Origin of the sequence: Actinocrinis puniceicyclus (assembly GCF_018283645.1) — a bacterium.
Lineage (GTDB): Bacteria > Actinomycetota > Actinomycetes > Streptomycetales > Catenulisporaceae > Actinocrinis > Actinocrinis puniceicyclus.
On the sequence record NZ_JAGSXH010000021.1, the window covers coordinates 50,874 to 71,927 of the forward strand.

Annotated in this window: 19 protein-coding genes; 6 read left to right on the forward strand and 13 right to left on the reverse strand. The window is 72.8% G+C overall.

What is annotated here, in order from left to right; translation table 11 throughout:
- Positions 1-94 precede the first annotated feature (94 nt).
- Positions 95-2,218, forward strand: coding sequence for a cellulose binding domain-containing protein (locus KGA66_RS08885; protein ID WP_211466585.1), 2,124 nt, complete (start codon positions 95-97; stop codon positions 2,216-2,218).
- Between the two features lie 122 nt (positions 2,219-2,340).
- On the opposite strand, the gene KGA66_RS08890 is transcribed toward KGA66_RS08885, so the two are convergent.
- The 4 genes from KGA66_RS08890 to KGA66_RS31515 form a co-directional block, all read right to left on the reverse strand.
- The gene (locus KGA66_RS08890) at positions 2,341-2,979 is read right to left on the reverse strand and encodes a class I SAM-dependent methyltransferase (RefSeq protein ID WP_211466587.1); all 639 of its coding nucleotides are present in this window, start codon (positions 2,977-2,979) and stop codon (positions 2,341-2,343) included.
- Between the two features lie 131 nt (positions 2,980-3,110).
- Positions 3,111-3,980: a DUF72 domain-containing protein gene (locus KGA66_RS08895; RefSeq protein WP_211466589.1), complete on the reverse strand. Its 870-nt coding sequence runs from the start codon at positions 3,978-3,980 to the stop codon at positions 3,111-3,113.
- A 101-nt stretch (positions 3,981-4,081) separates the two neighbouring features.
- Entirely contained in the window at positions 4,082-4,852 is a 771-nt protein-coding gene (locus KGA66_RS08900) for a response regulator (protein ID WP_211466620.1), read from the reverse strand.
- A 17-nt stretch (positions 4,853-4,869) separates the two neighbouring features.
- Complete coding sequence (locus KGA66_RS31515) at positions 4,870-6,147, reverse strand: sensor histidine kinase (RefSeq protein WP_211466591.1); 1,278 nt, start codon at positions 6,145-6,147, stop codon at positions 4,870-4,872.
- A gap of 227 nt (positions 6,148-6,374) precedes the next feature.
- Here KGA66_RS31515 and KGA66_RS08910 point away from each other — a divergent pair, with 227 nt between their 5' ends.
- Positions 6,375-7,082: an ABC transporter ATP-binding protein gene (locus tag KGA66_RS08910; protein WP_211466593.1), complete on the forward strand. Its 708-nt coding sequence runs from the start codon at positions 6,375-6,377 to the stop codon at positions 7,080-7,082.
- Positions 7,079-9,553, forward strand: a complete 2,475-nt coding sequence (locus tag KGA66_RS08915) for an ABC transporter permease (RefSeq protein WP_211466595.1) — start codon at positions 7,079-7,081, stop codon at positions 9,551-9,553. The genes KGA66_RS08910 and KGA66_RS08915 overlap by 4 nt, the downstream gene beginning before the upstream one ends.
- A gap of 22 nt (positions 9,554-9,575) precedes the next feature.
- Here KGA66_RS08915 and KGA66_RS08920 read toward each other — a convergent pair whose 3' ends face one another.
- Positions 9,576-10,349, reverse strand: a complete 774-nt coding sequence (locus tag KGA66_RS08920; protein ID WP_211466597.1) for a hypothetical protein — start codon at positions 10,347-10,349, stop codon at positions 9,576-9,578.
- A 318-nt stretch (positions 10,350-10,667) separates the two neighbouring features.
- On the opposite strand from KGA66_RS08920, the gene KGA66_RS08925 reads away from it, so the two are divergent.
- The gene (locus KGA66_RS08925; protein ID WP_211466599.1) at positions 10,668-11,177 is read left to right on the forward strand and encodes a hypothetical protein; all 510 of its coding nucleotides are present in this window, start codon (positions 10,668-10,670) and stop codon (positions 11,175-11,177) included.
- A 14-nt stretch (positions 11,178-11,191) separates the two neighbouring features.
- On the opposite strand, the gene KGA66_RS08930 is transcribed toward KGA66_RS08925, so the two are convergent.
- The 4 genes from KGA66_RS08930 to KGA66_RS08945 form a co-directional block, all read right to left on the reverse strand.
- A complete protein-coding gene (locus KGA66_RS08930; protein ID WP_312886827.1) occupies positions 11,192-12,142 on the reverse strand; it encodes a YihY/virulence factor BrkB family protein in 951 nt (316 codons plus the stop codon).
- A gap of 6 nt (positions 12,143-12,148) precedes the next feature.
- A complete protein-coding gene (locus KGA66_RS08935) occupies positions 12,149-13,087 on the reverse strand; it encodes a diacylglycerol/lipid kinase family protein (protein ID WP_211466601.1) in 939 nt (312 codons plus the stop codon).
- Between the two features lie 5 nt (positions 13,088-13,092).
- Positions 13,093-13,854: a phosphatase PAP2 family protein gene (locus tag KGA66_RS08940; protein ID WP_211466602.1), complete on the reverse strand. Its 762-nt coding sequence runs from the start codon at positions 13,852-13,854 to the stop codon at positions 13,093-13,095.
- Positions 13,855-13,915: 61 nt separating this feature from the next.
- Complete coding sequence (locus tag KGA66_RS08945; RefSeq protein WP_211466604.1) at positions 13,916-14,683, reverse strand: phosphatase PAP2 family protein; 768 nt, start codon at positions 14,681-14,683, stop codon at positions 13,916-13,918.
- A gap of 122 nt (positions 14,684-14,805) precedes the next feature.
- Here KGA66_RS08945 and ligD point away from each other — a divergent pair, with 122 nt between their 5' ends.
- Positions 14,806-15,858 carry a non-homologous end-joining DNA ligase gene (ligD, locus tag KGA66_RS08950; protein ID WP_211466606.1) on the forward strand — a complete coding sequence of 351 codons (1,053 nt, stop codon included), beginning with the start codon at positions 14,806-14,808 and terminating at the stop codon, positions 15,856-15,858.
- A 21-nt stretch (positions 15,859-15,879) separates the two neighbouring features.
- On the opposite strand, the gene KGA66_RS08955 is transcribed toward ligD, so the two are convergent.
- Positions 15,880-16,944 (reverse strand): ATP-dependent DNA ligase, encoded by a 1,065-nt coding sequence (locus tag KGA66_RS08955; protein WP_211466608.1) that lies wholly within the window; start codon positions 16,942-16,944, stop codon positions 15,880-15,882.
- Positions 16,945-17,125: 181 nt separating this feature from the next.
- Positions 17,126-17,341, reverse strand: a complete 216-nt coding sequence (locus KGA66_RS08960) for a dodecin (protein WP_211466610.1) — start codon at positions 17,339-17,341, stop codon at positions 17,126-17,128.
- 271 nt (positions 17,342-17,612) lie between these two features.
- On the opposite strand from KGA66_RS08960, the gene KGA66_RS08965 reads away from it, so the two are divergent.
- On the forward strand, positions 17,613-18,503 hold the full coding sequence (locus KGA66_RS08965) for an NAD-dependent protein deacetylase (RefSeq protein ID WP_369015838.1): 891 nt from the start codon (positions 17,613-17,615) through the stop codon (positions 18,501-18,503).
- A gap of 10 nt (positions 18,504-18,513) precedes the next feature.
- Here the strand turns inward: KGA66_RS08965 and KGA66_RS08970 are convergent, their stop codons facing one another.
- Positions 18,514-20,217 carry an RICIN domain-containing protein gene (locus KGA66_RS08970; RefSeq protein WP_211466614.1) on the reverse strand — a complete coding sequence of 568 codons (1,704 nt, stop codon included), beginning with the start codon at positions 20,215-20,217 and terminating at the stop codon, positions 18,514-18,516.
- A 91-nt stretch (positions 20,218-20,308) separates the two neighbouring features.
- Positions 20,309-20,914: a HipA domain-containing protein gene (locus KGA66_RS08975; RefSeq protein ID WP_211466624.1), complete on the reverse strand. Its 606-nt coding sequence runs from the start codon at positions 20,912-20,914 to the stop codon at positions 20,309-20,311.
- Between the last annotated feature and the right edge of the window lie 140 nt (positions 20,915-21,054).

A 21,054-nucleotide genomic window follows, 5' to 3' on the forward strand; every position in this document is an offset into this window, starting at 1 on the left:
CCTTGACTTATGGAGCGCCCGCCGTAGCATCCGTTACCGCGCTTAACCGGTACAGGACCGGTTGCGGCGGAGACCTTCCCCGGAGGGGGCCTGCATGGGCATCAGGAACAGGCGCTGGAGCAGTGGCGCCGCGGCGCTCGCGCTGACCGCGGGCGCCACACTCGCCGCGGTGACCGTGGGCGCCGCGAGCGCCCCGGCCGACACCGGGGCGGCGTGCAGTGCGGCCTACAGCATCGGCTGGCAGACCCCGTCCGACAGTCCGCCGGACTTCGGCGTCACGGTCACGGTGACGAACAACTCCACCTACCCGATCAGCACCTGGGCCGTGTCGTGGAACTTCACGGCGGGCCAGGCGATCATCGCCGGCAGCCCGTACAGCGCCACGGTCGTGCAGAACGGGACCACGGTCACCGCGACTCCCGGCGGCAGCTACAACGCCACCCTCGCCCCGGGGGCGAGCACGACCTGGGGCTTCCACGCCACCTTCAACGGCACCGGCAACCCGGTGCCCGCGGTCACCTGCTCCGGGCCGAGTCAGGGTTCGTCGAGCGCCGTGCTCTCCGGGTCCCTCACACCCCTGGGCGTCAACACCGCCTCCTGGGACACCAACTTCGTCGACCCGGCCATCTCCACGGACCTGAACGCCGCGCACACCGGCCTGATCCGCTACCCGGGCGGATCGTGGGCGGACGAGTACCTCTGGCAGACCAACACCGCCAAGGGCCAGACCCAGCCGGTGGACTTCGCGCAGTACTCCAGCCAGGTCGACTCGATCAGCGGCGGGCAGAAGTTCGTCACGGTCAACTACGGCTCCGACACCGCGGCCAGCGCGGGCGCCTGGGCGAAGCAGGCGGCGACGACCCCCGGACAGAACGTGGCGCTGTGGGAGATCGCCAACGAGAACTACGGGTCCTGGGAGACCGACAACCACACCGGCGCGCACACCGCCGCCTCATACGCGAGCAACGGCCTGGCATACATGCAGGCGATCAAGGCGGCCGACCCGAAGGCGCAGATCTGCTACGACTACGGCATGGACGGCGGCCTGGCCCCCGGCTCCGGGGTGGACAACTGGCAGAGCTGGAACAGCACCATCCTGCAGGCCGACGCCGCCGACATCGACTGCGCCGACGTGCACTGGTACCCGATCAACGGGGTGCCGACCGAGAGCGTGCAGTCGATCATGGAGCTGGTCGACAACATCCCGGCCGCGGCCGCCGAGGTCAAGTCCACCCTGTCGGCCTACGACCCCAAGGCGTACTTCGTGGTCGGCGAGACGAACATGTCGCAGACCGCGAACGAGTGGAACGAGGAGCCGGTCGGCGCGCTGTTCGCGGCCGCCAACGCCCTGGAGTGGCTGTCCTTCGGCGCGCAGAGCGTGGACTGGTGGGACGTGCACAACTACGGCAGCCAGACCGCCGACTTCGGCATGTTCTCCTCCGCCACCACCGGCGAACCGGCCATGGACACCCCGTACGCGCCGTACTACGGCTACCAGCTGGCCTCGAAGCTCGCCGTCAGCGGGGCGAAGGTCAGCACCCTGAACGTCGCGACGCCGAACATCTACGGATACTCCTCCAGCCGGCCGGGCGGCTCGTACGCGGTGCTGCTGGCCAACGCCGACCCATCGAACGCTTACACGGTCAGCACCTCGAGCCTCGGGATCACGAGCCTGTCCGAGACCGAATACGCCTACAGCGCGGCCAAGCCGACGATCGCGACCAGCACCTTCTCCGGCACCTCGCTGACGATCCCGGCCGAGTCGGTGGTCGTGCTGACCGACGGCAGCGGCTCCTCGCCCTCGGCCTCACCCTCCGCGAGCCCGTCGCACTCCAGCTCGCCGAGCGCGTCGCCCTCCGCGTCGCCGTCGTCCTCCCCGTCCTCCTCGCCCTCGGCGAGCGCCTCGGGCGGTTCCGGCGGCTGCACGGCGACCTGGTCGGTGACCAACTCGTGGGGCGGCGGCTTCCAGCTGGGCTTCACGGTGACCGCTTCCGGAACGAAGGCGGTCAGCGGCTGGAACGTCGGATATTCGTGGCCCGGCTCACAGACCGTCTCGCAGATCTGGAACGCGACCGAGACCCAGTCCGGCGCGGCGGTCACGGCGACGAACCTCAGCTACAACGGCGCCCTGTCGCCGGGCGGATCGACCACGTTCGGCCTGATCGGGACCGGCAGCACGCCGAGCACTCTGCCGAACCTGAGCTGTACAGCGCACTGACACCGCCCTCGACAATCCGGATGAACTCGCCGCCCGCAGCAGCGCTCTGATGCACTGCCGCGGGCCGCGGGTCGCGGGCCGCGGCGCGAGCGCGCGCCGATCGTAGCCGCCACCCGCGGGCCTCACCGTTTGCGTACCAGCAGCTGCACCGCTCGCGACGGGTTCCCGTTCATGGTCGCGACATCGATCAGAAGCTCGTCCACGAGCTCGAAATCCGACAGCAGGGCACGCAGATAGGCGACGTCGTGGTGTCGGCACACCGCGCCGTCGCCGGTTGCGAACACCCCGTACCGGGCACCGGACTGTCGCGCGTGTGCGGCGTAGCGGGCACGGTTCCGCGGGTCGTCCTGCAGGAGCAGATCGCTGACGTAGAGCAGCCCGCCGGGTGCCAGCACGCGATCCAGTTCGGTGACGATCTCCCGCTGAGCGGCGTCGTCGGGGACGCATGTCAGCACCGCGAACAGCACGACGAGGTCGAAGCTGCCCGAAGGGTAGGCGAGCGCCGGCGAAGACAGGACTGTGAAGCGCAGGTCGGGCCGCAGCCGGCGCCCCCGCGCGATCAAGGCCGCGGACGGGTCCGCGCCGACGAGATCGCGGAACCCGTGCGCGCTCAGCTCGGCCATGACGCGGCCGTACCCGCAGCCGTAGTCCAGGACCCGGGCGTTGCGGCTCCACCCCGCCAGCCAGTCGGGATTCAGCGGGTGGGTGAACGTCTTCGTGGCACCGATGCCGTCCCAGTACGCGGCCTGGGGGTCCTTCATGCAGACAGCTTACGGGCGCTCGGACTCCCGGTCGCGGGCGCGCGGGTCGTGGACGGGTCGGCGCCGACGAGATCGCGGAACCCGTGCGCGCTCAGCTCAGCAGACGCCGATCCGCTCAGCCGCTCAGCCGCTCAGCCGCTCAGCCGGTCGAGCAGCCCGGCGGCGGCGCGCTGGGCCGCGCCGCCGCAGCAGTTGTTGCAGACCACGTGCACCGACCCGGCCAGCCGGGAAAGCTCACGGGCGCGGCGCGCCCAGTCGTCGAGTTCCGCCGCCGTGTATTCGTGCCGGTATCGCTCGCGCTTGTCCCCGCCGGACCACTGCGCGCTGCGGCCGTGCAGCCGGACGAGCGCCGTGTCCGCGGTCGCGGCGAGCAGCAGCGGCATCGCACCGGGATGCTCCTGCGGCATGTCCACGCACACGAGCGCCGCGCCGTGCTCTCGCAGCAGGCCGAGCGCGCGGTCCCGGTCCCGCGGGTCCAGCCAGGAACCGTGCCGGAACTCCACCGCCGCCGCCAGCGGCGCGCAACGCGAGAGCGCCTCGGTGACCATCCGCTCGCCGCGCGGTCCCGGCCGGCACGACGCGGGGAACTGAAGTACCACGAGCCCGAGGCGCCCGGCCGCGCGCAGCGGCTCGACCGCCTGATGAAACCGGATCCACGTCTCGTCGAGCAGCTCCTTCGGCGCGCCGTCGCCCCGGATCCACGCGTGACCCGCCGCCAGTTCCCGCAGCTCGGGCGGCAGCGACGCGACCGGCGTGCGGTGGCCCGTGAACAGCGAGTACGCCTTGACGTCCATGACGAAGCCCTCGGGCGTGTGCTCGGCCCAGCCGCGTACCACGGCGGTGTTCGGGATCGCGTAATACGGCGAATCGGCCTCGGCCAGCGGGAACAGCCCGGCGTAGTGCCGCAGCCGGCCGGCCGGGGTGCGCGCCTGCGGCGGGTACCAGCCGGAGGCGATCAGATCGCTGTCGGCCCAGCCCGCCGTCCCGACCAGAATCGGCACCGGTACGCACCTCCGCACGCGGTTCTCGCCGGCGGGCGCCGCGCCGTCAGCACCCGTCCGCCCGCCCGGGCGGCGAGCCCGACTACCCGCTCGGGCCGCGGCTACGCCTCCAGCGCGCCCGGACGCACCAGCCCGCTCTCATACGCCACGACCACCGCCTGCGCCCGGTCGCGCAGCTGGAGTTTCGCGAGGATCCGCGCCACGTGCGTCTTGACCGTCGCCTCGCTCAGGTGGAACCGCGCGGCCAGTTCGGCGTTGCTCAGCCCCCTGCCGAGCTGCTCCAGCACCTCCAGCTCGCGGGGTGTGAGAGTCGCCACCCTGCTCGCGGCCGCGGTGCGATAAGGCGCGCGTGCGCTTTCGTCCGCGTCGCGCCGGGCGAAACGCTCGACCAGCCGCCGGGTGATCGTCGGCGCGAGCAGCGCGTCCCCGCAGCGCACCAGCCGCACCGCGCCGACCAGATGCTCGGGCGTGACGTCCTTGAGCAGGAACCCGCTCGCTCCGGCGCTCAGCGCCTCGTACACGTACCGGTCCAGGTCGAAGGTCGTCAGGATGATGATGCGCGGCGGGTCCGGCGTGCCCTGTGCGCCCTGTGTCCCCTGTGCGCCCTGTGTCCCCCGTGCGCCCTCCGTGCCGCGACCGGCGAAGCCGCCGAGGATCCGGCGCGTGGCCTCCAGCCCGTCCAGTTCCGGCATGCGGATGTCCATCAGCACCACGTCCGGCCGGACCCGCCGCGCCGCCTCGACCGCCTCGTGCCCGTTCGCCGCCTCACCGACCACGTCGATGCCGTCGGCCGCGAGGATCATCCGGAACCCGGTGCGCACAAGCGCCTGATCGTCGGCGATCAGCACGCGCAGCGCCGGCCCGGCGGTCACGTCCGCCGCGGGCGCGCTCACGACTCCTCCAGCGGGATCACGGCGCTGACACGGTAGCCGCCGGTCGGCCGGTGCGCCGCGTGCAGGGTGCCGCCGTAGACCGCCAGGCGTTCACGCAGCCCGAGCAGCCCGCGTCGGTTACCCGTCGCCGCGGACTCACCCGGCACCCCGCCGGTGTCCGCGATCTCGACGCGCAGTTCCTGCTCGCCGTACGCGACGGTGACCGCGGCCGAGGCGCCGGCCGCGTGCTTCACCGTGTTCGTCAACGCCTCCTGCACCACCCGGTACGCGGCCAGTCCCACACCCGGCGGCAGCGCACGCGGCGCGCCGGTGAAGGCGAGCGTGACCGGGACGCCTGTGGCGCGCACCCTGGCGACCAGCGTCTCCAACTGCTCCAGGTCCGGTTGCGGCGCGTCCGGGCAGGCGTCCTGCGGCTCCTCGGCGGCGCTGGTCAGCAGGCCCATGACCTGCCGCAGCTCGACCATCGCGGTGCGGCCGCTGGCCTCCACGGCCAGCAGCGCCTGCGTGGCCTGCGCGGGGGAGCGGTCCATCACCTTGCGCGCGGCCCCGGCCTGCACCACCATCACGCTCACGTTGTGGGTGACCACGTCGTGCAGTTCCCGCGCGATCCTGGCCCGCTCCGACTCGACCGCCTCCCGGGTGGCCTCCTGCTGGCCGAGTTCCAGCGCGCGCATCCGGGCCAGCGTCGAGGCGGCCTGCGCCCGCCACCGCCGGATCGAGTTGCCCGCGTACGCGATCGGCACCAGCACGACGAACGGGCTGAGCCGGTTGGGTATCTGCGGGATCGCCGAACCCGACCGGGTGGCCACGATCAGCGCGACGATCATCAGCGACGCGATCGCCGGCGCGCGGTACGGGCTGTACGCGACGGCGCTGTACGCGGCGATGACACTGCTGGCGAACAGCACGGTCGGCGCGTCCGTGATCTCGATGGTGGCCAGCAGCACCAGCCAGAACACCGTGGTCGGGTAGCGGCGGCGCAGCACGAGCGGCGTGGTGCCGGCCACCGAGAGCAGCAGCGTCGAGACCGCCAGCCCCGTCTCCTGGCGCACCTGGTAGAGATCGCCGCCCGGCCCCGGAACCACCGCCACCGCGACGCCGTGGCCCTGCCGGGCCACCGCCGCGAGCGCCATCACCGTCAAGACCGTGGCGAGCACCGCGTCGAAGACCCAGGCGCGGGTGGTCGGATCGGGCAGCGGCCGGGAGGGGCGCAGCGCCGCGGCGGCGCGCTGCCTCAGCCCGCCCGCGATCCGGGTGAAGTCGGCGGTGGTCACCGGGTCATTCTCGCGCCGCTCCGGCCGCCGCACATCCCTCCGCGTGCGCGCCCCGGTACATCCCTCGGATACATCCACGGGATGACGCCGGCCGGCATGCGCCGAGGACGGTACCCGATTTCGCTCCGGCGGCCGACGTGCGGCCGGCGCCGCGCCCTTATCTTCGAGCACTGTCGACTTTCGGGCTACTGCCAGCCGTTGTTTTCGAGATGAAGGAGAGGCCGGCGATGGACGACGCCGCGTTGATCGAGTTACACCAGGTCACCAAGACCTACCAGGACGGGCCGTCGGCGGTGGACGAGGTGTCGTTCAGCGTGCGGCGCGGCGAGGCGGTGGCGATCCTCGGCCCCTCCGGCAGCGGCAAGTCGACCCTGCTCAACCTGGTCGCGGGCCTGGACCGGCCGACCCGCGGAACGGTCACCGTGGACGGCCTGCGCGTGGACGGCCTGAGCGAAGCCGGGGCCGCGAAGTATCGCAGAGCCCGCATCGGCATGGTGTTCCAGTTCTTCAATCTGCTCGACGACCTGACGGTGCTGGACAACGTGCTGCTGCCCGCCCAGCTCGCCGGGCTGCCGCGGGCGCTCTCGCGCACCCGGGCGCACCAGCTGCTGGAGACGCTCGGCATCGCCGAGCACGCCCACGCCTACCCCGGCCGGCTCTCCGGCGGCGAACGCCAGCGCGCCGCCGTGGCCAGGGCCCTGATCAACCGCCCGGCGCTGCTGCTGGCCGACGAGCCGACGGGCGCGCTGGACACCGCCTCGGGGCGGGAAGTGAGGGATCTGCTGACCCAGCTGAACCAGGACGGGCAGACCGTGCTGCTGGTGACGCACGACCTCGCGCTCGCGCAGTCCTGCGCCACCCGCACCGTGCGGATCGTCGACGGGCGCATCGCCTCCGACACGGCCGCGGTCGTGCCGGAAGGAGCGGCGCGGTGAGCCGCGGCAGGCGGGGAAGCGCCGGCGCGGCCGTGCGCGCCGGGGACGTTCCCGGCCGAGAAGCACCGCGAGCCCGGCGCGGCCGGGGCGGGGCGTTGGGGCGCGTGGTGCGCGCCGGTGTCGCGCGCCGCAAAGTGCAGACGCTGGTGATGGTGCTGTCCACGATGATGGCGGTCACGGCCACGGTGCTGGCCGGCGCGCTGCTGACGGCTTCGCGCGCGCCGTTCGAGCACGCCTTCGCCCAGCAGAACGGCGCGCACCTGGCGCTCCAGATCGACGGCTCGAAGGCGAGCGCCGCCCAGGTGGCCGCGACGGCGCACCTACCCGGCGTCATCGCGTCCGGCGGCCCGTACCCGCAGGTCACCATCGATCACGGGACCGGGGACGCCGGGCAGTTCGGCACCATGGACCTGCCGCCGCTCACGGTGGTCGAACGACCCGGGCCCGGCGGACCGCTGGACGACCTGGCGCTGACCTCGGGGCGCTGGGCCACCGCGCCGGGCGAGATCGTACTGTCCTCCGACTTCTTCGGCCCGCAGCCGACGCTCGGCATGAAGCTGAGCTTCCCCGACCTGTCCGGCGGTGCGGTCCTCACGGTCGTCGGCGCCGCGAAGTCGGTCACCGGCACCGCCGACGGCTGGGTCGTGCCCGGTCAGATCGCGGCGCTGCGGCCGGGCGCGGCCGCTCCCGCCTATCAGATGCTGTACCGCTTCGCCGCCGCGGGCACCGACGCCCAGGTGAACGCCGACCGGGCCGCCGTGGCCGCGCGACTGCCGGGCGCCGCGGTCACCGGAGCGCTCTCGTGGCTGACCGCGAAGCTCAACGCGGAACGCGGCAACGCCCCGTTCGTGCCCTTCATCGTCGCGTTCGGTGTGCTCGGCCTGGTGATGGCGGTCATCATCATCGGCAACGTGGTCAGCGGCGCCGTCGGCGCGTCGCTGCGGCGCATCGGCGTGCTCAAGGCCCTGGGTTTCACCCCGGCACAGGTGGTGCGCGCCTACATCGCCCAGGCGCTGATCCCCTCGGCGTTCGGGATCGGGTTCGGCGTGCTGTTCGGCAACCTGCTGGCGGTGCCGCTGCTGCGCAAGACGGACCTGGTGATCGGCACGGCGTCGCTGTCGGTCGCCGCCTGGGTGGACATCGCCGCGCCCGTCGGCGTCGTCGCGCTGGTCGCGCTCACCGCGTTCGCGCCGGCGTTGCGGGCCGGACGGCTGCGCGCGGTCGACGCGATCGCGATCGGCCGCAGCCCCACAGCGGGACGCGGGCGCACGGTGCGCCGCCTGCTGGGGCGCGCCCCGCTCCCGCGCGCGTTCTCGCTCGGCCTCGGCGCGCCCTTCGCCCGGCCGGGCCGCGCCCTGGCGGTCGCGGCCGCCGTGGTCTTCGGCGCGACCGCGGTCACCTTCGCCCTCGGCCTGGTCTCCTCCTTCCAGCAGATCCAGGTCGGCCTGTCGCGCGACGGCGCCTCGCAGGTGTCCGTGGACTTCGCGGGCGGCCGCGGCGGCAAGAGCGTCATGCACGTCGCGCCGGTCGGCGGCGCCCCGGCGGCCCCCGACCCGGCGACCGTCGCCGCCGCGATCGCCGCGCAGCCCGGCACCCGGTCCTACTACGGTGTCGGCAGCACGCAGGCGGCGGTTTCGGGTCTCTCCGGCGCGACGACGGTGAGGCTGCTTCAGGGCAGCGCCGCCGCCTACAGCTCGCCGATTATCTCAGGCTCCTGGTTCACCGGGCCGGACCAGGCCGTGGTCCCCACCCGATTCCTCCAGGCCACCGGTGCCTCCGTCGGCTCGACGATCACGCTGACCGACAACGGCGTAAAGGTCCCGGTGCGCATCGTCGGGGAGGTGTTCTACCTGCGCGAGGGCGGCACCGACGTGATCACCGACCTGCGCACCCTGTCCGCGGTGGATCCGAGCGCCCACGTCGGGAACTACGAGGTGAAGCTGAAACCGGGCACCGACCCCGCACAGTATGTCAGGTCCCTGAATAAGGTGCTGCATCCGGTCGGCGCCGACGCACAGGACAACGCGCTGGACCGGCACGATTCGACGCTGCCGATCCTCGACGGCCTGATCGCGATCCTCACCGCGATGCTCGCGACCGTCGCCGGACTCGCGGTGCTCAACGCGGCCGTGCTGGAGACCCGCGAGCGCGTGCACGACCTGGGCGTCTACAAGTCGGTCGGCATGACGCCGCGCCAGACGATCACGCTCGTGCTCGGCTCGGTCGTGCTGATCGGCCTGATCGGCGGGGCCGTGGGCGTCCCGGCGGGGGTCGCGGTGCACCGGTACGTGCTGCCGGTGATGGCGCACGCGGCCGCCACCAACGTGCCGCAGTCGTACCTCGCCGTGTACGGACACACCGAGATGGTCCTGCTCGGCCTCGGCGGACCGGCCATCGCGATCCTCGGCGCCCTGCTGCCGGCGAGCTGGGCGGCCAGGACCAGGACGGCTACCGCGCTGCGGACGGAGTGACGAGGCGGGCGCCGCGGGCGGCTCAGCGAGGGGGAGCGGCCCGCGGCGCGGCCGCCCGGCGGGATTCGCCGCGCAGCACCCGCGCCACCAGGTCGGCGTCCGAGCAGCCGGGCAGGCAGCCGAAACCCGTCGCGGACCACAGGGACTGCGCGGCGGGTACGGCGTAGTACGGCACGGGCACCCCGGCGACCCGCCCACGCCCGGCGCGCACGGTGACCGGGGTGACCAGTACGTCAGGGGACTGTTTCGACTGGAGCAGGTGCAGGCAGCCGGCGCACACTGGCAGCCGCGTGCGCGGTGCGCCCCGCACCGCGGAGCGCTTCCTGCCGTTGCCGCGCGGCCGGTCGGACTCGTGCGCGGCCGGTCCGTGCAGCGGGTTGTAGAAGCAGCGGCGCGGGACATGCGGCGGGCGCTTGCCCTGGTGCCTCGCGTTCGCCGCCGCGAACCGGTGCGCGGCGATGTCCAGCAGGACCAGCACCCCGGCGAAGTCCGGGGGCGTCGCCGCCTCGTCCAGCAGCTTCCCGGCCGCCGTGTAGGCGTCCAGGGCGAGCATGTAGTCGCGGGTCGCCAGGTCCTCGGAACCGGCGGGGGAGAGCTGCGACGCACCGAGCCGTTCGCCGACTTCGACCAGCCGCGCCGTCGCCTGCCGGCGCAGCCCCTCGCACAACGACGCCCACAGTCGCGGCTCGAGCCGCGGCAGCGCGTCAAGCGAGGCGCCCTTACGGGCTCGGACGGTCAGTTCGGCAGGAGCCTGACCCGGGATCCCGCGGGGACCGAACAGCCGCCACCCGATCACGGTACGAGGATAGTCCCGGTCTGCCGCGGCCGGGCAGGGGGCATCGGCGCGCCACGGCCGGCGCATGCTCATACCCGAATATGCTTCGCGGCGAGGGACGCCGGGCGCCGCAGTCGGCTCGACTCCCCGCGCGTCGGCGGACACCGGCGGTTCGTGCTGCGCGCACACGGCGGTTTCGATGTCACGGTCGCCGCCACGCTGCGGTAGCCCCGTAATCGCTCAACGCCCTCTCGGATTAGCGCGGGCGCGAAAGGGCATCCGCAGCGTGCCAGGCCGGAGGTCCCCGGCGCCGACTCCCGGACTGAATAAGGTGCTGCCGTGGCGGATCCGCAACCCGCGCAGGTACTCCCGCTGCCCGCGAAGACCGTGCCGCGCTGGTGCGGTGTGCTGCTGCTGGTCCTGGGCATGTTGACGCTGCCCTGGATCGCGGGCCTGGCGGTGGTGCTGCCGAGCAGCGCGCGCAGTGCGCATTACGACGTGTCGTGGGCCGGCTTCGATCTGCTGCTGTGCGTCATGCTGTTGCGCACCGGATGGTCCGCGCTGCGCCGCCGGGAGCAGAGCGAACTGACCGCCGCGATGGCCGGCACGCTGCTCATCGTCGACGCCTGGTTCGACGTGCTCAGCGCCCCGGACACCGCGCAGTTCCTCGTCGCCCTGGCCATGGCGGTCTTCGTGGAGCTGCCGCTCGCGGCGCTGTGCCTCTGGCTGTCAGGCCGCGTCGATGCCGCGCGCCGCCGCAGGGAAGCGCAGTTGGCGGCGGCGCTGTGGCGGCGGGTCGGCGGGCGCGGGCGGTTCTCCCGCCGCCGGTCGGCGCAAGCCGACGTGTGATCCGGGCGGGCCGGTCAGGTGCCCGGGTCGGGTCGGACCGGCGCGCGCGTGCTGGTGCGGCACGCCTCCAGTTGCGCCGCCGCGGCCAGCCCGAGGAACAACGCGATCGAGGTCAGGTTCGCCCACACCATCAGCGCGATCACGGCGGTCAGCGGTCCGTAGGTCGCCCCGATGCCGCCGCCGTCCCCGACGTACCAGCCCAGCAGCGCGCTCAGCCCCGCCCACAGCGCCAGGCTCACGGCCGCCCCCACGGCGAGCCAGCTGCGCGAGGGCTGGCGGCGGCGCGGCGCGCGCCGGAAGATCGCACTGGCCGAGGTCAGCGCCAGCAGCACACCCACCGGCCAGCGCGCCACCTGCCACGCGGTGTGCTCGCCGGCCGACCAGTGGTACACCTGCCCGAGCGAGTCGCCCACCGCGCCGCCCGCCACCGTCACGATCATGCCCGCGGCCATCGGCAGCCCCGAGATCAGCACCAGCAGCGACGCGTTGCCGTACTTGCGCAGCGACGGCCGGTCGCGTTCGACCCCGTAGATGCGGTTGGCGCCCCGCTCGATCTGCCCCATCGCGGTCGCCATCGACACCAGCGCGGCCGCCAGGCCGAGCCACAGCGCGAGGCTGTCGTCCTGCGCGCGAGCCCGGCCGGTCTCCAGCGCCGCGCGCACGATCTTCCGGCTCGCGCCGGGCGTGACGCGTTCCAGTATGCCTTCGAGCGCCTGCCCGCCGCCCTCGTGGTGCAGCATCGCGGACAGGCCGACGAACGCGATGACCGCCGGGATGACGCTCAGGCAGACCTGTAGCGCCAGGGCCCGCGCGTGGCTGAACCCGTCGGCGTAACGGAATCGGATGAACGCGTCGCGCCCGACGGCCTTGACGCCCGCGCGCCGCAGCGTCGACCACGCGTCGTCGGCGGATAGTTCGTCCCCTGACATCAGCCGGGTCTGCGCGACCTTCGTCGCGGTGCTCACAGGTGTTCATTCCCCCTCTGCCGGACGCCCGGACGGCTCTCGCGCCGGTGCCCGCACGGTCAACGCGCCCGGCTCGACCTGAACCGAGAGCGTGTTCGCGGTGCGGTACGCGTCGCCGTCCAGTTCCAGCGGCACCGGCCTGCGCGTGCGCACCTCGATCCGGCGGCCCTGGTAGCGGCTGATGTTCTGTCCGTCGCGGCGGGTCAGCAGCCGCACGAGGACCGCGGCCCAGCCGGACAGGCGCCCGGAGGGCTCCAGCACGACGACGTCGAGCAGGCCGTCGTCCGGCGCGGCGTCCGGCATCAGGTCGATCCCGCCGTGCAGCCGGCCGAAGTTGCCGACGATCAGCGCCTTGACGCCGGAGTGCCGCACCCGGCGGCCGTCGACGCGCAGCGAGACCCTCCTGCCGCGGTCGCGCAGGTGCCGCGCGATCGAGGGCACGTAGGCGAGCCACCCGATACGTGCCTTGAGTTGCTCGGACGAGTCCGCGATCATCGCCGCGTCGAGGCCGAGCCCCGCCATCCCGACGAACACCCGCTCGCCGGTCGAGCCGAGGTCGAGGCGGCGATCGGTCCCACCGGTGAGCAGCGCGACCGCCTCGTCGAGCGAGTCCGGCACGCCCAGGTGCCCGGCCAGCAGATTGCCGGTGCCCAGCGGCAGCACTCCGAGCACGACGCCGGTGCCTGCCAGCGCCTCGGCGACCGCGTTGACCGTGCCGTCGCCGCCGCACGCGACCACCAGGCCGGCGCCTGCCCGCACCGCCGCGCGGGCCGGCCCGGTGCCGGGATCGTCGGGGGTGGTCATGGCGAGATCCGGCTTGGGCCAGCCCGCCTCGGCGAACGCGTGCGCGACCCGTTCGTGCAGCGCGGCGGCCGCGTCCGCGTCGGCTTTCGCGCCGTTGACGATCAAGACGGCTTTGGTCGGGTCGTGACTCATCAGGCTCATCAGGCTCACCTGCGCCCTTCGGACAGCGGCGCGGCGGCGCCGCGTCGCGTGCGGGACGAGGCACGGGCCGGCCTCGCCGGTACGCGCGAGGGCTGCGGTTCCAGCAGGGCGCGCCCCGCGATCAGGACCGCGCAGGCGCCCAGCAGGAACCCGGCGGCGACGTCGCTGGGATGGTGCATGCCCCGGTAGAGGCGCGCGAAGCCGACGGCGGCCGGCATGAGCAGCAGCGCCAGCGCGTACAAGCGTCCGGTGTGGCGGATCAGCAGCCAGGCGATCGCGCCGTACAGCGCGACGGCCGCGGCCGAGTGCCCGGAGGGGAAGCTGGAGGTCGGCGGCGAATGGTCCAGCTCGAGACCGCCCGGCCGGGGCCGGTGCACCAGCAGCGTGGTGACCAGGAAGGCGCTGACCTCGATCGCCAGGGCGGTGGCGATGAACGCGACCTCCCGCCGGCGCCGGGTGAGCCAGAGCGTCACGAGGCACGCGGCCGCCGCGATGATCACCGTCCCGATCGTGTTCGCGACCGTGGACAGCACGCTCGTGGCCTGGTTGAGCGCCGGGTCGCGCCGCGCGGCCAGCGACCGGTCGACGCCGTCCTCGGTGCTCAGCAGCCACCAGTGCGCGAACGTGTGGGTCAGCAGGAGGCCGAGGACGATCATCGCGGCGGTGAGCAGCAGCGCGGGCACGGCGAGCCGGAGCGCGAGCCGACGACGCGTCAGATCGTGGCCGGGCGCGGCGCCGGCGGCTGATTCGCTATGCAGGAGAGGCACGGCGAGGCGGATTACCGCTTTCGGCGTACTCATGCGTTCGCGGGGCCGGGCTCACCCGACGTCAGGCTGTTTCGCCCGGATTTGCAGCTTTCTGGGTTTCCTCCGGGGCGACGCCTTCGGTCGCCGGGCGGGTGCGCCGCAGCCCGCTGCGCTGCCGCCAGGTCTCGAACGCGGCGCTGGTGGCCGCGACCAGTCCCGCGCCCAGCAGCCAGCCGCCCACCACGTCGGTGACCCAGTGCACGCCGAGCGCGACGCGGCTGACCCCGACCAGCAGCGGCACCAGCACCGCCAGCACCCAGGCCGCGACCTTGCCGCGGCGCGAGAGCAGCGGCAGCGCCCACAGCAGCACCACGCCCGCCGCCAGCGCGCTGGTGAAAGCATGGCCCGAGGGGAACGAGCCGCCGGGCGCGAGCGCGACCGGGTGGACGAAGTGCGGCCTGGCCCGGCCCACCGCGGCCTTGAGCACCACGTCGATCAGGGCGCCGCCCGCGAGGGTCACCGCCGCCCACAACGCCAGCCGGTGGGCGCGGCGCAGCCACAGCACGACCGCGAGCACGACGACGAGCGCGCGCATCACGGTCGGCGAACCGACGTCGGAGACGATCAGCATGGTGCGCACCCACAGCGGATGGTTCAGCGCGAGCAGGTGCATGTGCTGGGAGGCGGAGCCGTCGACGCGGCGCAGCGGCGCCCAGGAACCCTCCACCGCCACCGCGATCAGCGCGACGATGAGGAACGCGGGCACCGAGACGAGCACCACGAGGCTGAGGCGCGTACCGAGCGCGCGCAGGCCCGCGGGCGTACCGGCGGGCGGTCGGCGAGTAGTCACAGGAGACGACACGGTGGCACAGATGCCCGGCAGTCGCGGATTCATCCGTCCGCGGCGCGTCCTTCACGCACCCGCCGCCACGCGAACGCGCGCCCGCGCCCCGCGCCGCTTAACCTTCGAACATGAGCAGCAGTGAGGCGTACGTCGAGGTCGCCGGCCGGTCGGTGCGCATTTCGTCCCCGCTGAAGGTCTACTTCCCGGCGGCCGGGGTCACGAAGCTCGACCTGGCCACCTACTACGCATCCGTCGCCGAGGGCGTCCTGCGCTCGCTCGCCGGACGTCCGGTCGCGCTCAACCGCTTCCCGGACGGGCTGGAGGGTCAGTCCTTTTACATGAAGCACGCGCCCCGGGGCCTGCCCGACTGGGTGCGGACCGCGCGGGTCACCTTCCCCAGCGGCCGCACCGGCGACGAGGTCTGCGTGACCGAGGCGGCCACCGTGGTGTGGGCGGTGCAGTTCGCGGCGCTCGAACTGCACCCGTGGCCGGTGCGTCGTGACGATGTCGACCATCCCGACGAACTGCGTATCGACCTCGACCCGCAGCCGGGCACCGGGTTCCGCGAGGCGGTGGAGGCGGCGCGCGAGGCGCGGGCGTTGTTCGATGAACTCGGCATGACCCCGTTCGTGAAGACCACCGGCAGCCGCGGCCTGCACCTGCTGGTGCGCATCGAGCCGAGCCGGACGTTCGTCGAGGCGCGCCGCGCGGTCATCGCCTTCGCGCGCGAGCTGGAGCGCCGCCGCCCCGACCTGGTGACGACGTCCTGGTGGAAGGAGGGACGCGGCGAGCGGGTGTTCGTGGACTTCAACCAGATGGCGCGCGACCGCATGCTCGTGGCGGCGTACTCCACCCGCGCCCGGCCGGACGCCACGGTATCAATGCCCGTACGCTGGTCGGAGCTCGCCGACGTGGAACCCGGCGACTTCACCACGCGCACCGTGCCGGCGCTGCTGGCGGAACGCGGCGACGCGCATCAGAGCATCGACGAGGTCGCATTCACCCTGGACGCGCTGCTGGAGGCGTCCGCGCGCGACGAACGCGACCGCGGCCTCGGGGACCTGCCGTATCCGCCGGAGTTCCCGAAGATGCCCGGAGAGCCCAGCCGCGTGCAGCCGTCGAAGGCCAGGAAGACCGCCGCCCGCCGTGCGCCCGAGCCGCACGACGAGACGGACCGCTGACTCATCCGCACGGGTCCGCTACTACTCGAACACGTCGCCGAGGTCGTACGGCACCGGGACTTCCAACTGGTCGTACGTGCACGAGGCCGCGTCGCGATCCGGTCGCCAGCGCGCGAACTGCGCGTTGTGCCGGAAGCGGCCGCTTTGAAGCTGGTCGTAGCGTACTTCGCACACCGACTCCGGACGCAGTGCGACGAACGAGGTGTCCTTGCCCGCGTTCCAGCGGTTCGGCGCGCCGGGCCTGCGGTGCGTCTCGTCCTCGGCGGCGCCGAGCCACGGATGGACCTGGCCCGCGCCGAGCAGCAGCGGTTTCAACTCCTCAACCAGCCGCGCGCGCCGGGCCATCGTGAACGCACTCGACCCGCCGACGTAGTTGAGCACGCCGTCGGCGCCGTAAAGGCCGAGCATCAGGGAGCCGACGACCGGCCCGCTCTTGTGCAGCCGGTAGCCCCCGACGACCACGTCCGCGGTCCGCTCGTGCTTGACCTTGATCATCGTGCGCTCGCCGGGGGTGTATTTTCCGTCCAGCGGCTTGGCCACGATCCCGTCCAGTCCGGCGCCCTCGAACCGTTCGAACCAGCCGCGGGCGACCTGCGCGTCGGCCGTGGCCCGGGTGACGTGCACCTGCCGGTCGCCGCGGGGTTTCCGGTCGACGAGCAGCCCGGTCAGCACCTCGCGCCGGTGCGCGAACGGCCAGCCGGTCAGATCCTCGTCGCCGAGCGCGAGCACGTCGAACGCGATGAACGAGGCCGGTGTGCGCTGCGCCAGCAGACGCACCCGCGACTCGGCGGGATGGATGCGGTCGGCGAGCCGGTCGAAATCGAGCCGCCCGTCGGCGACCACCACGATCTCCCCGTCCACGACGCACCGCGGTGGCAGCGCTGCGGCCAGGGCGGTGAGCAGTTCGGGGAAGTAGCGGTTCAGCGACTTGCCGCCGCGGCTGCCCAGTTCGATCTGCGGCCCGTCGCGGAACACGATGCACCGGTAACCGTCCCACTTCGGCTCGTACAGGTACTCGCCGACGGGTACGCCGGCCGCGGACTTGGCGAGCATCGGCTCGACCGGGGGCATCACCGGCGGCTTCATCAGGCGTCCTCGGGCTCTCGTGTTCCGCGACTCGCGGCGGTCGCGTCCGGCTTACAGCGAAGCACGCCGTACTCGGTGCCGCCCGGCTCCGTGGACCCGTCACATCTCGCGATACCCGGACGCCCGACGCCCGCATGCCGGTAGGGCACCGATGGCGTCATCAGGTCATCAGGTCATCGCGTCACGAGGCATCGTCCAACCGGAAACCGACCTTCACGCCGACCTGGTACTCCTCGATGTGTCCGTCCGCGATCCGGCCTCGGATCTCGGTGACCTCGAACCAGTCCAGTCCGTGCAGCGTCTCGGCCGCCCGCGCGATGGCGGTGCGCACCGCGTCGTCCACCCCCTCCGCGGAGGAGCCGACGACCTCGGTGACCCGGTAGACGTGTCCGCTCATCTGATTACCTTCCCTTGGCGGTTGCGCTCGCTGGCGCGGCGGCCCGCGACGATACGGCCGACGCTGTTCCCACGCTAAGCGCAGCCGGCCGCGCCGCCTAGCCATCCGCGCCGCGGTTGGTCCGTCTGGGCGCGTCGGAGCCGAGGCAGCTCGGCACGCGGACGGGTCGGCAACCATGGTCGTGGCTCCGTGGCTCCGTGGCTCCGTGGCTCCGTGGCTCCGTGGCCCGATCGCGCCGCTCGCACGGATCGCGACCTATCCTGCGTACATGATGCGGATGCGACCGATGCTCGAATGGCCGGACACGGCCGCACAGGCACGCGCGGGGGACCTGGACGACATCGAACGCATCGTCGCGGGCGGCGCGGTCGCGGTGCTCAGCGGCGCGGGTCTGTCCACCGAGTCCGGCATCCCGGACTACCGGGGCGCCACCGGCAGCCTGCGCCGCCACACGCCGATGACATACGAACAGTTCGTCGGCGACGCGGACAACCGGAGACGCTACTGGGCGCGCAGCCACCTCGGCTGGCGCACGATCGTGCGCGCGCAGCCGAACGCCGGGCATGCAGCGGTCGCCGCGCTGTCCGCATACGGGTACGTCTCAGCCGTCATAACTCAGAACGTCGACGGACTGCACCGCGCGGCGGGCAACGCCGACGCGGTCGAGCTGCACGGCAGCCTGGGCCGGGTCGTGTGCCTGGACTGCCGCAGCATCAGCCCGCGCGAGGAGTTGGACGAGCGGCTGCGTGAGGCCAATCCCGGGTTCCGCGACGCGAGCACGCGTGTCAACCCGGACGGCGACGTCGAACTCGATGACGCGCTGATCGCCGAGTTCCGGACAGTGTCCTGCGACGCCTGCGGCGTCGGGGTGCTGAAACCCGACGTGGTCTTCTTCGGTGAGAACGTGCCCAAGCCGCGCGTCCAGCAGTGCTACGACATGATCGACGCGGCGCGCGCCGTGCTGGTGCTCGGCTCCTCCCTGACGGTCATGTCAGGGCTGCGCTTCGTGCGCCACGCGGTCAGGAACGGCAAACCGGTCGCCATCGTCAATCAGGGCCCGACGCGTGGTGACGCGCTGGCCGCGGTTCGGCTCGACGCACCCCTGGGGGCGGCCCTCACCGGGCTGGCCGGCCGCCTCGGCTGCGCGAACGCCGCCGTCTGAGCGGTACGGCTTACCGGCCGGACCACTGCTGGCTCGGGCTTCCGTCGCAGGGCCAGAGCACCAGCGGCGTCCCGTCCCCGGTGCCTTTGCCGGAGACGTCGATGCACAGGCCCGCGTTGGCGCTCACGATCGCGCCGTTCGGGCGGATCGTCCACTGCTGATTCGGCCCGCCATTGCAGCGCCACAGCACCACGGCAGTACCGGGCGTCTTCTCCAGCCCGAAGTCGTCGAGGCAGTACGCGCCGCCGTCCTCGGTGAGCTGTCCGGCGGATGTCAGCGTCCAGACCTGCGCCGGGGTGCCGTTGCAGCCGAATATGTCCTCCTTCGTGCCGTCGGCGAAGATCCTGCCCGCGGTGTCCATGCATGTGTTCGAGTGCACGTTCACGAGCGTGACCTGCACCGGCCCGGTCGCGGACGGCGACGCGCTGGGCGAGGCCGACGGCGAGGGGCTGGCCGAGCCCACCGGCAGGAACACCGCGTCCGGAGTGTCGCTCGCGCTCGCGGCCGGGGCGGCTGCGCTCTTGCGCCCGGTGCTCGCGCTGCCCGCGGCGGACGTCGACGGACCGCCGCCCAGCGAGAGCGCCCCGCCGATGAGCGCCGCGGCCACGACCACCGCGGCGGCGATTGCGCTCTCGGCCTTGTGATCGGCGACTATCCGCGGCAGGCGGCCGCCCGAGCGCCGGTCACCGCGCGATCCGGCGGCCGAGCCTCGACCGCCGCCCGTCTCGCCGCGGTACGCCGCACCGTCCGCGAATCCCGGGACCACGCTGAGCATGCGCGTGTGCTCGACCGGTGACGTCGAGGCCGGGGCAGGGGCCGGTGCCGGGGCAGGGGCCGGTGCCGGGAGCGAAACCGCGGGCGCGGGCCGGACCGGGCCCGCATCGAGCAGGCCCAGGCTCGGCAGCAGGGTGGTCAGCGCCTCGCTCCCGCCCGGCGCGGCGCCGGAGACGACCGACCGCAACGAGGCCGCGAGCTGCGCCCCGGTCGGTCGATGACGCGGATCGGGCGCAACGCAGGCAACGATCACGGACCAGAGCTCACGCGACAGCTGCGGGACCGGGACCACCGCGCTCTGCCCGGTCATGCACTCGAAGAGGATGACGCCCAGTGCGTACACGTCCCCTGGCGCAGTAGCTGCGTCGTACCCGGCGGTACCCGCCTCCGGGGCGCGATAAGGCGCGGGCGGTACCGAGCCGGGTGCGGTCGCGCCGTAGGCCCAGTTGACCAGGCCCGCCAGGCCGAAGTCCGTGACGGCGACGCCGGGAGGTCCGGCGGATCCGCCGCTGAGCAGCACGTTTCCAGGGTGCAGGTCACCGTGCGCGAGCCCGGCGGCGTGGGCGGCAGCGACCGCGTCGCACGCCTGCGCGACCACGTGCACCGCCATCGCCTGTCCCGCCACGCCCTGCCGGCTCAGGAACGAGCGCAGGCTCTCGCCCGCGACGAGCCGCGACCGCAGCGCCAGCCACCCCGGGCCCGTCGCCGCGTCGTCGAAGGCGACGATGCCCGAATGCTGCACGCGCGCCACCGCGTCGAGCACGCTGTAGAGCTGCGTGACGGCCTGGGGATCGGTCACCAGTTCGGGCCGCAGCACCTTGACGGCGTGTTCGGTGCCGTCGCGCAGCTCCAGCGCGCGCCACACCGTGCCGGACGCCCCGGCCCCCAACTGTCCGAGCACGTCGAACCGCTCGCCGAGCCGCCACCGGTTATCAGACACCTGCCGCCTCATCATCCGTGCGACGCATCACCGAACGCCGAGCAGTGTACGCACCTGAGCGACGCACGGTGCTGTCCGCGGCGGTCGCGCTTCACAACCCGAACGAGCGGGCGCGCTGCGCCATCCAGTCGGCGATACCGGTCATCAGTGTCTGGTTGTGCTCAAGTCCTTCCTGAAAGTGGGGCCAGGCCTCGACGGTGCGCCGCGCTGTGTCGTCGGCGATCTCGGCAAGGCTCACCGCGATCTTGCCGAAACGCTGTTCCAGCCGCCTTTGGAGAGTGGCGAAGGACTCCAGGCCCACTGCTTCGAAGCGTCGGCTGCGGCCGAGGCGTAGACCGAGATCCTCCTGGCCGCCGTCGCCGCTGTGGTACTGGATCGTAGAGACCAGGTCGTAGGCCGGGGACAGCGTGGGGTTGCGGGGATCCCGGTAGATCAATGACCAGTTCTTGAGGTGGGCGTCGCCGTTGCCGATCATCACGATGAAGGCCAGTCTGCGGGCGAACTCGCGCAGCCCCGGCAGATCGCGTCCGCGGTATGCCAGCGCCGCGACGGTGTCGAAGGTGCCCTCGTACTTCGCCTGCGGATACTTGTCCCTCACCTGAGCGAAATCCTCGATGTGAATCGCCGTGCGGCGTGTGTCGCACGCGCGGTCGAATCGTCGGATGGCGTAAGCCCATTGCTCGGAATTCGGCCACAGCCGGGAGGGTACTCAGGGTCAATGACAAAGTGATCTTGCGGCTGGGTTCGTGGTGGTTTAGCCGTGCGTCGGCACGGTCTGCGTGGCCTGACATGCCGGATTTGCGGGCGGGCACGGCATCTGAGGATCATTCAGGTGTC